This window comes from Arthrobacter sp. MSA 4-2 (assembly GCF_016405885.1).
Classification (GTDB): domain Bacteria; phylum Actinomycetota; class Actinomycetes; order Actinomycetales; family Micrococcaceae; genus Arthrobacter_D.
In genome coordinates, this window is record NZ_JAEKGC010000002.1 from 36,905 (window position 1) to 49,755 (window position 12,851).

At 66.2% G+C, this 12,851-nt stretch carries 11 protein-coding genes; 9 read left to right on the forward strand and 2 right to left on the reverse strand.

The genetic code is table 11. The features are described 5' to 3' along the window. Positions 1 to 76: 76 nt before the first annotated feature. Positions 77 to 1,462, reverse strand: coding sequence for an amino acid permease (locus tag I6N91_RS01940; protein ID WP_374058895.1), 1,386 nt, complete (start codon positions 1,460 to 1,462; stop codon positions 77 to 79). A 260-nt stretch (positions 1,463 to 1,722) separates the two neighbouring features. Between I6N91_RS01940 and I6N91_RS01945 the strand changes: the two genes are divergently transcribed. From I6N91_RS01945 to I6N91_RS01965, 5 genes are all read left to right on the forward strand, one after another. Beyond that, entirely contained in the window at positions 1,723 to 2,241 is a 519-nt protein-coding gene (locus I6N91_RS01945) for a hypothetical protein (protein WP_198810251.1), read from the forward strand. 179 nt (positions 2,242 to 2,420) lie between these two features. Then, complete coding sequence (locus I6N91_RS01950) at positions 2,421 to 3,446, forward strand: zinc-dependent alcohol dehydrogenase family protein (RefSeq protein ID WP_198810252.1); 1,026 nt, start codon at positions 2,421 to 2,423, stop codon at positions 3,444 to 3,446. Positions 3,447 to 3,593: 147 nt separating this feature from the next. Next, a complete protein-coding gene (locus tag I6N91_RS01955; RefSeq protein ID WP_198810253.1) occupies positions 3,594 to 5,975 on the forward strand; it encodes an excinuclease ABC subunit UvrA in 2,382 nt (793 codons plus the stop codon). A gap of 202 nt (positions 5,976 to 6,177) precedes the next feature. Next, on the forward strand, positions 6,178 to 6,717 hold the full coding sequence (locus I6N91_RS01960) for a helix-turn-helix domain-containing protein (protein WP_198810254.1): 540 nt from the start codon (positions 6,178 to 6,180) through the stop codon (positions 6,715 to 6,717). An 88-nt stretch (positions 6,718 to 6,805) separates the two neighbouring features. Further along, positions 6,806 to 8,083, forward strand: coding sequence for an alpha/beta hydrolase (locus tag I6N91_RS01965; protein WP_198810255.1), 1,278 nt, complete (start codon positions 6,806 to 6,808; stop codon positions 8,081 to 8,083). A 124-nt stretch (positions 8,084 to 8,207) separates the two neighbouring features. Here I6N91_RS01965 and I6N91_RS01970 read toward each other — a convergent pair whose 3' ends face one another. Continuing rightward, positions 8,208 to 9,170: an aldo/keto reductase family oxidoreductase gene (locus tag I6N91_RS01970; protein WP_233091360.1), complete on the reverse strand. Its 963-nt coding sequence runs from the start codon at positions 9,168 to 9,170 to the stop codon at positions 8,208 to 8,210. Between the two features lie 303 nt (positions 9,171 to 9,473). On the opposite strand from I6N91_RS01970, the gene I6N91_RS01975 reads away from it, so the two are divergent. The 4 genes from I6N91_RS01975 to I6N91_RS01990 all read left to right on the forward strand — a co-directional run bounded on the left by I6N91_RS01975 (position 9,474) and on the right by I6N91_RS01990 (position 12,799). Then, positions 9,474 to 9,812 (forward strand): gamma-glutamylcyclotransferase family protein, encoded by a 339-nt coding sequence (locus I6N91_RS01975; protein ID WP_198810256.1) that lies wholly within the window; start codon positions 9,474 to 9,476, stop codon positions 9,810 to 9,812. 329 nt (positions 9,813 to 10,141) lie between these two features. Further along, on the forward strand, positions 10,142 to 10,510 hold the full coding sequence (locus tag I6N91_RS01980; RefSeq protein WP_198810257.1) for a hypothetical protein: 369 nt from the start codon (positions 10,142 to 10,144) through the stop codon (positions 10,508 to 10,510). 19 nt (positions 10,511 to 10,529) lie between these two features. Then, positions 10,530 to 11,624 carry a ferredoxin reductase gene (locus I6N91_RS01985; protein WP_233091361.1) on the forward strand — a complete coding sequence of 365 codons (1,095 nt, stop codon included), beginning with the start codon at positions 10,530 to 10,532 and terminating at the stop codon, positions 11,622 to 11,624. Between the two features lie 17 nt (positions 11,625 to 11,641). Continuing rightward, on the forward strand, positions 11,642 to 12,799 hold the full coding sequence (locus I6N91_RS01990; RefSeq protein WP_198810258.1) for an acyl-CoA desaturase: 1,158 nt from the start codon (positions 11,642 to 11,644) through the stop codon (positions 12,797 to 12,799). The last annotated feature ends 52 nt before the right edge of the window (positions 12,800 to 12,851 follow it).

The following is a 12,851-nucleotide window of genomic DNA, read 5'->3' on the forward strand; positions in this document are numbered from 1 at the left end:
CTGAACGATCCGCCACTATAGGCCGGTGTCTAACCGCCGGGCAAGGCGCCCCGGTGTAGGCACCACGGCTGCCGCCCTAGGCGGCCGGCTGGCGCGAACGGGCCTTGCGGAACAGGGTGCTGGCGGCGGCGATGCCGGCAATGAGGAGGGCGGTGCTGATCAGCTGGGTGCGGCTGGTTTCGGCGCTGAGCCCCACGGCGAAGATCGCGGCCAGGATGATCAGCGCGAAGCCAGTGAGCCAGGGGAATCCCTTCATTCTCACCGGCAGGGGTGTGCCGGCGCGGTCCGCCCGCCGCCGAAGGATGATCTGCGACACGAGGGCGGAACCCCAGACGACAAGGCAGGTGGAACCGAGAAGCTGAAAAAGGGCAGGCAGGATCCGTTCCGGGAACAACAGTTCAAGGACGGTTGCGGCGAAGCCGAAGACCACCGAGACGGCCACCGCCCGCTGTGGCACCCGGGAGGGGCTGAGATGCTGGATGTACCGGGGTGCCTGCTCGCGCTCCGCGAGGGAGTAGATCATGCGCGAGGCGCCGTAGAGGTTGGCGTTGAGGGCCGAGAGCAGCGCCAGGACCGCGACGATGGTGATGGCGGTGCCCGCTCCGGGGATCCGCGCAGCGTCGAGCACCCCGCTGAACGGCGAGGCCAGAGCCGGCGAGGTGGCGGGCAGCACGAGGATGATCACCAGGACGGAACCGACATAGAACACGAGAATGCGCCAGACCACGGCCCGCACGGCCCGGCCGATGCTCCGCGAGGGATCCTCGGTCTCGGCTGCGGCCACGCTGACGATCTCCGTGCCGCCGAAGGCGAAGATGACGATGAACAAGGCCGTAGCGACGCCCTCGAGCCCGGCGGGGGCGAAGTCGGTGGTGAGGTTGGTCAATCCCGGCGACTGCACCCCGGGAAGCAGGTTCAGCACGAGGGCGGCGCCGATGGCGAGGAAGACGACAATCGCTGCGACCTTGAAGATTGCGAACCAGTATTCGAACCCCCCGAAGTTGCGCACGCCGGTGAGGTTGATGGCCGTGAAGAAGATCATGAAAACCAGGGCCAGGGCCCAGACCGGCAGGGCCGGCCAGATCGTCGAGAGCAGGGCGGCGGCGCCAAGTGCTTCGGCAGCGATCACCACCACGAGCTGGAACCACCACAGCCAGCCGATGGTTGAGCCTACGGTCGGACCCATCGCCTTTTCCGCGTAGACCGAGAACGCGCCCCTGTTGGGGTTGGCTGCGGCCATCTCACCCAGCGCCCACATCACCAGGATGATCAGGGTGCCGGCCACGAGGTACGAGATCAGGACGGCGGGGCCGGCAGCCTGGACTCCGGCACCGGAGCCAAGGAAGAGCCCCGCGCCGATGGCGCTGCCGAGCCCCATCATGGTCAGCTGCCGTTGCTTCATGAGCCGCGTCGCCCGAAGTGGTTGACGGTTGGCTGCTTCTCCTGGCGCGGTGGACATCATTCATTTCTATCCGAACGGCGGGGCCAACGGCATATCGGGGGCGTATATGTCACCTATGTCACAGTGTGATGAGCCGTCCCGGCCGGGAGGCTGGCCCCGGGTGTCCGGCCGGGCAGTGACGCCGGCACTTGCACACGGCGTGTGGCGGCGGTAGCAAAGAGGGAGGAACGGTGCCGGGAGCCGGGTTGCCGGCGTGCCGATCGGCCGCCGAGACCGGGGGACGGACCGCGGGTGCAATGTCGATGGGGGAGGAGGACGGCATGGAAGACCGGGTGGCCACGGGCCTACCGCGACGGAGATCGCGGGTCTTCCTCGCGTGGCTTTCCGGTCCTCTGGCCGTGGCCGCCGGCCTTGGTGCGCATGTCGCCTCCGGCGGCCTCATGCCGGCGCTGGCCCTGCTCCTTACCCTCACGGCCCTGCTGGGCCTCGCGGCGTCGATGCTGGCACGTGTGAGGCTGCCCGGGTGGTCGGTCCTGGTGTTGTGCGGGCTGACCCAGCAGCTTCTTCACTTCGCCTTCAGCGCGTTCGTTGGCGGAACGGCCGACGTCGTGCCCGCCCACGGTCACGGTGCCGGCGCAGGGGCGCAGGGTCCGTCCCCCGCAACAGTGGTGCCGGGGCAGGATCTGCACTCCATGCTCTACGCGCACGCGGCGGCCGCCCTCCTGACGGCGTTGATCGCGGCCCGCGGGACCGCGATGTTGTCCTGGGTCCGTGCGGCCGTCCGCCGGCACCGACGCCCCGCCGGACGGGGCTGTTCCCCGCATGTTCGGCCGGGGTAGTCTCGGGTGGGTGGCCCGGCAGCCCGGTCCAGGCCATCGGCCGCGGCAGGGCCCGAGCCTTTTCGTCGGCCATACGGAAGCCCCATTTTTGACTGGCCTCCGGCAGGTGCAGGCGGCCGGAAGCCCCGCAGACAGGGAAGGCAAGCTGCCGCCGCCGGGCAGCCCAGGGAAAGGAAACCATGCGCGCAACGTTGATGTACGGAGCCGGAGATGTCCGGGTGGAGAATGTTCCCGACGCGACCCTGGAGGAGAGCACCGACGCCGTCGTCCGCGTGCTGGTCTCGTGTATCTGCGGCAGCGACCTCTGGCCGTACGGCTCGATGAAGCCCAACCCGGCCGGCTCCCGGATGGGGCACGAGTTCATCGGCGTCGTCGAGGACACCGGCCGCGACGTTTCCTCGGTCAAGCGCGGCGATGTGGTGATCGCACCGTTCGTATGGTCTGACGGCACCTGCGACTTCTGCCAGGCGGGCCTGCAGACGTCCTGCCGGCACGGAGGCAACTGGGGCAATCCCGACGCCGGCCAGGGGGAGGCGGCCCGGATTCCACAGGCCGACGGAACCCTCGTGAAGGTGCCGGTCCCCGAGGATTCGGACCTCCTCCCGGCGCTCCTGACGCTTTCGGACGTGATGTGCACCGGCCACCACAGTGCGGTAACGGCGAAGGTCGGGAAGGGATCGACTGTGACCGTGATCGGCGATGGAGCGGTGGGACTGTCCGCCGTCATCGCGGCCAAGCGGCTCGGTGCGGAGCAGATCATCCTGATGGGACGCCACCAGGCGCGGACCGATCTGGGCAAGGATTTCGGGGCAACCGAGGTTGTGTCGGAACGGGGCGAGGCAGGTGCCGCGCGGGTGAAGGAACTGACCGGGGGAGATGGCACCTCTGCCGTCCTCGAGTGCGTCGGCACCCTGCCGGCGATCGAGACAGCCTTTGCCGCGGTGCGCGACGGCGGCTTCGTCAGCCGCGTCGGGGTGCCCCAGTACAGGGAGGTGCCGATGCCGTCAGTGTTCATGCGGAACGTCTCCCTGACCGGCGGCGTGGCGCCGGCGCGTGCCTATATCGAGGAGCTCCTCCCGGAGGTGCTCGACGGCAGGATCCAGCCCGGCCGGGTATTCGACCGCACGGTGAAACTTGACGATATCGCCGAGGGCTACCGGGCCATGGCGGAACGGGAAGCGCTCAAGGTGCTCGTCCGGCCCTGACCGGTCCATCGATGGCGGGGGAGACCCGCCCGGCACCGGCCGGCCGAACTGCAGACCGGTGCCGGCACACCTCATCAGGCTGGTTAGATTGACCCAGACGACGCCGGAGACCGTTCCAGCGGCCCGCTTCACAGACGGAGAGTCACCATGAGCATGGCGAGTGCCGACACGCAGCCGCTCCACACTGCCGACCGCCACGATGTGATCCGCGTACAGGGCGCGCGGGAGAACAACCTCAAGAATCTCAGCATTGCGATCCCCAAGCGCCGGTTGACGGTATTTACGGGTATTTCCGGTTCGGGCAAGAGCTCCCTGGTGTTCGGCACCATCGCGGCGGAGTCCCAGCGCATGATCAATGAGACCTACAGTGCCTTTGTGCAGGGTTTCATGCCGACCCTCGCCCGGCCCGACGTCGACGTGCTCGACGGACTGACCACGGCCATCATCGTCGACCAGGAGCGGATGGGCGCGAACCCCCGCTCCACCGTCGGGACGGCCACCGACGTCAATGCGATGCTTCGCATTGTCTTCAGCCGCCTCGGTCAGCCGCACATCGGGTCGCCGCAGGCGTTCTCCTTCAATGTCGCCTCGATCAGCGGATCGGGCGCCGTGACGCTTGAGCGCGGTGGGACGACCACGAAGGAGCGCCGCAGCTTCAGCGTCACCGGCGGCATGTGCCCGCGCTGCGAGGGAATGGGATCGGTCACCGATTTCGACCTGACCCAGCTCTATGACGACAGCAAGTCGCTCAGCGAGGGCGCACTGACCATCCCGGGGTACAGCGTGGACGGGTGGTACGGCCGCATCTTCAGCAGCTCCGGTTTCTTCGACGCGGACAAGCCGATCCGGAAGTTCACGAAGCGGGAACTGCACGACCTGCTCTACAAGGAGCCGACCAAGATCAAGGTCGACAACATCAACCTCACGTATGAGGGCCTGATCCCGAAGATCCAAAAGTCCCTGCTCGCCAAGGACCGGGAGGCCATGCAGCCGCACATCCGGGCCTTCGTGGACCGGGCGGTGACGTTCACTACCTGCCCCGAATGCGACGGGACCCGGCTCAGCGAGGCCTCCCGGTCATCGAAGATCCGTGGAATCAGCATCGCCGACGCCTGCGCCCTGCAGATCAGCGACCTCGCCGAATGGGTGCGCGGGCTGGATGAACCGTCCGTGGCGCCGCTGCTGACGGCCCTGGGGGAGACCCTCGACTCGTTCGTCGAGATCGGCCTTGGCTATCTCAGCCTTGACCGGTCGACCGGGACGCTTTCCGGAGGCGAGTCTCAGCGGACCAAGATGATCCGCCACCTCGGGTCCTCGCTCACGGATGTCACGTATGTCTTCGACGAGCCCACCATTGGACTTCACCCGCACGACATCGAGCGCATGAACGCCCTTCTGGTGCGCCTGCGGGACAAGGGCAATACCGTGCTGGTGGTTGAGCACAAGCCGGAGGCGATCGTCATTGCCGACCACGTCGTCGACCTCGGCCCCGGCGCCGGCACGGCGGGCGGCAATGTCTGCTTCGAGGGAACGGTGGAGGGGCTGCGGGCCAGCGACACCCTCACCGGCCGCCACTTCGACGACCGGGCCGCCCTCAAGCAGTCGGTCCGGACGGCCGACGGGGCTCTGGAGGTCCGGGGCGCCACGGCGCACAACCTGCGCGGTGTCGACGTCGACATTCCGCTGGGGGTCCTCGTCGTCGTCACCGGAGTCGCCGGTTCCGGCAAGAGTTCGCTGATCGCCGGGTCGGTATCCGGGCGGGACGGGGTGGTCTCCGTTGACCAGGCGGCCATCCGGGGCTCGCGGCGCAGCAACCCCGCCACCTACACCGGGCTGCTCGAACCCATCAGGAAGGCCTTCGCCAAAGCCAACGGGGTCAAGCCCGCCCTGTTCAGCGCCAATTCCGAGGGCGCCTGCCCCACTTGCAACGGCGCCGGCGTCATCTACACCGACCTGGCGATGATGGCCGGGGTCGCCACCACCTGCGAGGAATGCGAGGGCAAGCGGTTCCAGGCGTCAGTGCTCGAATACCACCTCGGTGGGAAGAACATCAGCGAGGTGCTGGCCATGCCGGTGAGTGAGGCCGAGGAGTTCTTCGGCGCAGGGGAGGCGCGCACGCCCGCCGCACACGCGATCCTTTCCCGGCTCGCAGACGTCGGCCTGGGTTACCTCAGCCTCGGCCAGCCGCTCACCACGCTGTCGGGCGGCGAGCGGCAGCGGCTCAAGCTGGCCACCCAGATGGCGGACACGGGCGGGATCTACGTCCTCGACGAGCCAACCACCGGCCTGCACCTGGCCGACGTCGAGAACCTGCTCGGCCTGCTGGACCGGCTCGTCGATTCCGGCAAATCGGTCATCGTCATCGAGCATCACCAGGCGGTCATGGCCCATGCCGACTGGATCATCGACCTTGGCCCGGGCGCCGGTCACGACGGCGGCAGGATCGTCTTCGAGGGCACGCCGGCCGACCTTGTCGCCCAACGCTCAACCCTCACCGGCGAGCACCTGGCGGCCTACGTCGGAGCTTGATCGCCCAGTGCGCGTCAACGCTTTATATCGGGGTCCTCGCAACCCCTCTCGATCCCCTTCCTATTTCGCCGATAATCTACATTATGTCAACTTAGTGATAAGAGAGGCTCCCCCGACGACCACTTTCGGCTCACGGCACGCGAAGCTGAATGTCCCCTGCTACTGAGCTTGCGACTATTCGCAAGTATGGAAGCATTGCGCTATGAATAAGCCCCATAACACCGCGGACATGGTTCTCCATCCCGTCCGATTAGGCATCATTCAGGGTCTCCTGGGTGGACGTCGACTGACGACCGCCCAGATTGCCGAAGAACTACCAGAGGTTACGCCGGCCACCCTCTACCGCCACATCTCCACGCTCACACAAGCGGGAATCCTCGAGGTCGTGGGCCAGCAGCGCATTCGGGGTGCGGTTGAGCGGACATACGCCCTGCGGCTCGAAGCCAGCGAGCTCTCCCCCGGAGAGCTGAACTCCATGACGGAAGAACAGCACCGACAAGCCTTCACCGCTTTCGTTGCCGGCGTGCTCAGGAACTTCGACCGCTATGTGGAGGAAGCTGACGGCGTCGACCTTGTCCGGGACGGCGTGGGCTATCGGCAAACCGCTGTATGGCTCACCGATGAGGAGTTCGGAAAGCTGGCCGAAGGTTTCCGGAGCGCGATCCTCCCGTATGCAGACAACCCAGCATCCCCGGAGCGCACACGCCGCCTCATCTCGATGATTGTCATGCCCTCCGCCTAGCGAACGTTCTCCCTATTGACATCATTATCATATTTGATAACGTTGGAGTATCCGGATGGTCCGGAGTACTCACCAAGGAGAACGCCGCGTGGCATCGCTAACTCTCAGCAGGGACACCCTCACTCTGACTTTCGGCCCTGCAGAGAAGGTCCTCGGCCTGGTCAACGACATCGTTGTGCCCCTCACGGCAATCACCTCGATCGCCGTGACAGATGACCCTTTCGCGGCCGCCAAGGGAATCCGTTCGCCGGGGCTGGCCATTCCCCGCCTCGTCCGAGTAGGCACGTGGCGGTCCCGTGGACGCAAACTGCTGGTCGCTGCGAGAAACAACGAACGGGCCATCATGCTGGGACTGCGTGGGGAAGCCTACTCCGGCCTGGTCGTCGGGACCGACACCGCACATAAACTCGCAGTCGAGTTGCTCGCCGTCGCTCCCAACATCGAGCACTTTGAATCGGACGTCACGTTCACCTCCGGTGACGTGGTTCTGGCCGGAACCTACACGCGGCCGGCCGGACCAACCATGGCCCAGGTACTGCTGCTGCCCGGATCCGGAGACATCAACCGCGACGCCGACCACCGCCGGTTCCCCCTTGGGACCAGCCGCCACCTCGCTCATGCCCTTGCTGCACGCGGCATCGCCTCGGTGCGGTACGACAAGCGCGGCGTCGGGCGTTCCTCCGGGTCCTACCTCCACGCTGGATTCACCGAAAACCACGCCGATGCCTCAGCGGCACTTCAGTGGCTCCGTGGCTCAGCTCCGGCGAGCGGGTTGCCCGTCTTCCTCATCGGGCACAGCGAAGGCGCAATGATCGCCGAACTCGTTGCCGCCGACGACGACCGGTTGGCCGGCGTCATCCTCCTGGCTTCCCCAGGAACCATTGGTGCGGAAACCATGGAATGGCAGACCCGTCAGGTGGCGCGGACCCTGCCACCGGTGGCAGGCGCCGTTACCAAACTGCTGCGCATCGATCTCGCCAAGCAGCGGCGGAAGTCAGTCGCAAAGCTCCGCTCCACCGACACGGACACAGTGCGCATCCAGGGCCGGACCATCAATGCGCGCTGGCAGCGTGACCTGCTCGACTTCGACCCCGCAACGCTCCTCCCCCGCATTACGGCACCGGTTCTGGCGATCACCGGCGGCAAAGATCTTCAGGTGAATCCTGATGATTTGAAGATCATCGCGGAGTCCGTCAGCGGCCCGGTCGAAACCCAGCGGCCCGCGGATCTCACGCATCTGCTCCGGTCCGACCCAAAGCCTGCGAGCTTCGCCTCATACAGGAAACTCCTCACGCAGGATACGGACAAGCACGTGATCGACACCGTGGGCGACTGGATTTTTGCCCAATCAACAACCAGGGTTTGACGCAACCGTAGTCCTTGCCGTCGCCGTCACCGCGTTGGTCACCGTGCGGTCCGGAACGGGGGATCGTCCTGGCTGACCACTCCCCTGCCGGCTGCCGATACTTCGGCTGACAGGATCGGTGAGGCTACGGGAGGGGCGCGCCCCGGGCCGCGGTCCACAGCTCGTACCATTCGCCCGTCGTCATCAGCTCTGCCTGTCGTGAAGCGTCCGCTGATGCCTTGATCCGCTGAGGATTGGTGGATCCGATCACGGCCTCGATGCGGGCGGGGTGTTTCAGGAGCCACGCGAGGACGATCGCCTCGGGGCTGGTGTTGCGCTCCCGGGCAAGCTGCCTCACGAGATCGGTGGCGTGCGCTTCTGCCGGCGTGTGCGATTCCCGGGCCTGGGAGTACAGGCCTTGCGCGAGGGCGCCCCAGGCCTGGAGCCGTGTGCCATTCCGCCGGCACCACTCGATCGTTCCGTGCGGGAAGTTGGTTCCCGCGCCGGTGGGATGGTTCACCAGCACCGTGCTTTCCACCCAGTCGCGCTTGGACAGGCTCATCTCAAGCTGATTCACAGCGATAGGGATATCCAGTTCGGTCTGCAGGTAGTCCATCTGCGCGGCCGACATATTCGAGACCCCGAGCGCCTTGATTTTTCCCTCCTGCAGGAGGCGGTGAAGCGCCGGCTTCAGTGAATCAACGTCCAACAACGGGTCAGGGCGGTGCAGCAGCAGGACATCGACGGCATCCGCCTGCAGCCGCCGGAGGGATCCCTCGAGGCCGGCCAGGACACTTTCGCCGCTGAGGTCGTAGTATCCGCCCCGGTCGCCGACGGGCAGCACGATGCCGCATTTGGTCTGAATCGTCGCGCCGTTCACCAGGCCGGGGTTTCTGCGCATGACCTCGCCGAAGACGGCTTCGGACTTGCCCCGCCGGTAGATGTCGGCATGATCGAACACGGTGATTCCAGCTTCCACCGCGGCCGTAATGGCTGTCTCCGCCTGATCGATATCCGTCTCCCCGTAGGGCTCATCCGTCCAGGTTCCGCCCAGGCCCATGGCGCCGAAGAGGAGCCTGCTGGTCTGGTGTGCTGTCTGTGTCGTCATGCGCGGATTCCTTCCGGGGCGAGGCCGGTGCCCGGACCGGATGGCGGGGCAACTCAAAGGACCCAGTTTATGCGCTGGGGGCTCCGGAGATCCCCCGGCGGCCCTCCTTCACGGTTCTCATCCTCTGCACCCTCGGAAGGCTCCTCCCTCTCCCGGGTAGGCAGCCGGGGCCGCCTGCGGTGCTCGCAACGCTGAACGGCCGCCGATGGCGCGCACCCCTGCGGGTTGCGGGAGCCCCGGCCGATACCATGGTTGTGCAACTCGTCGGGCGGGGCGCGCCCGGTGTTGATGGAACGAGGTTATATGGTTCAGCGGCTGTTTTCCTACGGGACGCTGCGGCTGCCCGCCGTCCAGCTCGCGCATTTCGGCCGCCTCCTCACGGGCACGGAGGACCGCCTGCCCCACCACCGGATCGAGTGGCTTCACATCACCGACCCCGCGGTGGTTGCCACGAGCGGAACTGATTCCCACCCCATCCTGCGCTACTCGGCAGCAGCAGCCGATTTCGTCGAAGGAACGGTGTTTGAGCTTTCCGACGAGGAGCTCGCCGCGGCCGACCTCTATGAGGTGGGCGACTACGAGCGGGTGCTGCTGCGCCTGGAGTCAGGATTCCACGCCTGGGTCTACGCCGGTGCCCCCTGATCTTCTGGGCGGGGCGGTGCTCCTCCACGGAGTCCCGCAGGTGTGAGGTGGTGGCCGGGACTTCCCGCTTCAAAGCCCGGGTGCGCTCCGGCTACATGGGCCCGTCAGGTGGTGCACCGGTGCCCGGCGTGCTGCCGCGCCGATTCATGGGCTCCGCAGTTAGTAAGCACACTTGCTAAGGTTGCATCCGCTCCGTATTGTCTAAAGAGTAGAGCGAACCCGTGGAGCACCCTGCGGTTCCCGCGCTTCTGCCATACGTAACCCGACTCAATTTGAGCCGTTGGATCCGTTGACGGTCTCACACCACATACTTCTTCAAGAGAATGCCTGTGTCGAACAACAACAACGACCCGAACACCCACAACGGCACCCTTAGGGTCGTCGACCGCCGCTCGACGGAGACGAAGGCCGCGGCGAAGCCCACCGAGTTCGTTGCCCACGTCTCCAGTGTTCCTGCCACCGCCCTCACCGCGCTCCTGGTTGGCGACGGCGGAGAAGGCCAGGACGAGTTCAATGCCGATGACGCCATGCGGCTCATCGCGTTCCTGACCATCGGTTACATTGTTTCCCGTGGCCTAGCCACGTCCGGAAACCGTGAGCACTACAGCAACTCCAAACATCCCGCCCGAGGTGGTCCCCCTGCTGAAGCTTTGGCCTCCGCAGGACGATCAGCTCATTCCCCGCCAAGACTGAGGTAGAACCGTTTTGTTTCGTCAATTGGCGCGTGCCGCCTCCGCCCTCACGACTCCGCTCACCCCGGAGGATTTCCTCGCGTTGTTCAATCCGGTGCACTCCTCCCGCCAGCTCCGCGGAATTGTGACCCGCGTGGTCCACGAGACCGAGGACTCGGCCACCATCTACTTCCGCCCGGGCCACCGCTGGCAGGCCCACCAGGCCGGCCAGTGGGCGCGCATCGGCGTCGAACTAGACGGAGTGCGCCAATGGCGCTCGTACTCGTTAACCACTGCGGCCGGCCACGATCCCGCGATCACTGTGAAGGACGCCGGTGCCGTCTCCCGGGTGCTGGTCCGCGGCACCAAACCGGGCGACGTGCTCTTCCTTTCGCCCCCTCAGGGTGACTTCGTTCTGCCCGAGCACCCGCGGTCCCTGCTCATGCTCACGGCAGGCAGCGGCATTACCCCCGTGATGTCCATGATCCGCACCCTCATCCCCCGCCGCCCCGACGCCGATGTGGTGCTGATCAACTCAAACAGCACCCCCGAGAAGAGCCTCTTCCGTGAAGAACTCGCAGAACTCGCCGACCAGTTTCCCAATCTGACGGTCCGCCACTGGTTCACCAGCGCCCGAGGGCGCCTCGAGTTCACCGCCAAGACCATCGCCGATCTCTGCCCGGACTGGCGCAGCCGGGCCGCCTACGCCTGCGGGCCTGAAGGTTTCCTGAACGACGCCGAGGAACTCTGGAAGAGCGAGGCGGCCCTTGAGGCCGCCAGCACGTCGCCGGGCATCGCAGCCGGAGCCGAAGCGAAGGGCGCCAGCCCGGGAACCCTCACCGTCGAACGCTTTAGCACCGACCTCACGGCGGGTGCGGGGCATGACGGCGGAGTGGTCGTCTTTGAACAGTCCGACCGCGAGGTTCAGGCTGACGGTGACACTCCCCTGCTGGATGCGGGCGAGGACGCCGGCGTGTTGATGCCCAGCGGCTGCCGCATGGGTATCTGCCACAGCTGCCTCGTCCCGCTGCGGAGCGGGCAGGTCCGCGACCTCCGCACGGGGGAACTTCACAACGCCCCCGGCCAACTCATCCAAACCTGCGTGTCGGCCGCGGCCGGTCCCGTAAGCCTCGACCTCTAACCCCTCGAAGGAGCCCCATGACCACCACGCTGACCCGCCCTGGCGCCCTGGCGACGTCTGGCCATCCCCTGGTCCGTCCCGATGCCGCCAAGCACCTCTCCGATGAGCAAATCGCCGAGCTCGGCCGTGAGCTGGATGCTGTTCGGGACGAAATCCTCGCCAAGCGCGGGACAACCGACGCCGCCTACATCCGGCGCATCATCAAAATCCAGCGCACGCTCGAATTCACCGGACGCGGTGCTCTGATGTTCAGCCGGTACAAGGCCGCCTGGGCCGCCGGTACGGCCATGCTGAGCCTGGCGAAGATCCTCGAGAACATGGAGATCGGCCATAATGTGCTTCACGGGCAGTGGGACTGGATGCGCGACCCCGACATCCACTCCACCACCTGGGAATGGGACTTTGTCACCCCGGCGCGCTCCTGGCAGCACACCCACAACGACCTCCACCACCGGTGGACAAACGTCATCGGCAAGGACAAGGACATCGGGTACAACCTGCTGCGGATGGACGCCGACCAGCCCTGGCGCCCGTTCAACCTCGGCAACCCGTTGTACAACGCGATCCTGGCTCCCGTCTTTGAGTGGGGTATCGCGCTCTACGACCTGGAAATCCCCGACTACAAAGAAGGCCTGAAGTCCAAGGAGGCGATGAACCGCGACCTCAAGGCCGTCGGGCTCAAGGCACTCAAGCAGTTCTCCAAGGACTACGCCGCCACTCCCCTGCTCGCCATGGCCACCGGCTCCGGCCGCCGGGCACTCTATGGGACCCTCGCCGCAAACGCGATCCGCAACTTCTGGGCCCATGCGGTGATCTTCTGCGGCCACTTCCCCGACGGCACCGACACCTTCACCGAAGAGATGGTTGAAGGCGAGACCCGCGGCGACTGGTATGTCCGCCAGATGATCGGCTCGGCGAACATCTCCGGCTCGAAGTTCATGCACCTGATGACCGGAAACCTCTCCCACCAGATCGAGCACCACTGCTTCCCGGACCTGCCGTCCAACCGGTACGCCGAGGTGGCGGTGAAGGTGCGCGAGATCTGCGCCCGCTACGGCCTGCCCTACACCACCGGTCCGCTTCCAAAGCAGGTTGGGTCCACCTGGGCGAAAATCTTCAAGCTCGCCCTGCCCCCGAAGAAGACTTCCCGAAGCCCGAAGTCCGCTCCGGCCTGAGTTTTCCGACGGTTGAAGCGGGCCCCGGTGTCGTCGACGCCGGGGCCCGCTG

Bases quoted from the DNA above. Each gene is read 5' to 3' on its own strand.
- I6N91_RS01940 (WP_374058895.1), bottom strand. From the start codon at position 1,462: ATGATGTCCACCGCGCCAGGAGAAGCAGCCAACCGTCAACCACTTCGG.
- I6N91_RS01945 (WP_198810251.1), top strand. From the start codon at position 1,723: ATGGAAGACCGGGTGGCCACGGGCCTACCGCGACGGAGATCGCGGGTC.
- I6N91_RS01950 (WP_198810252.1), top strand. From the start codon at position 2,421: ATGCGCGCAACGTTGATGTACGGAGCCGGAGATGTCCGGGTGGAGAAT.
- I6N91_RS01955 (WP_198810253.1), top strand. From the start codon at position 3,594: ATGAGCATGGCGAGTGCCGACACGCAGCCGCTCCACACTGCCGACCGC.
- I6N91_RS01960 (WP_198810254.1), top strand. From the start codon at position 6,178: ATGAATAAGCCCCATAACACCGCGGACATGGTTCTCCATCCCGTCCGA.
- I6N91_RS01970 (WP_233091360.1), bottom strand. From the start codon at position 9,170: ATGACGACACAGACAGCACACCAGACCAGCAGGCTCCTCTTCGGCGCC.
- I6N91_RS01975 (WP_198810256.1), top strand. From the start codon at position 9,474: ATGGTTCAGCGGCTGTTTTCCTACGGGACGCTGCGGCTGCCCGCCGTC.
- I6N91_RS01990 (WP_198810258.1), top strand. From the start codon at position 11,642: ATGACCACCACGCTGACCCGCCCTGGCGCCCTGGCGACGTCTGGCCAT.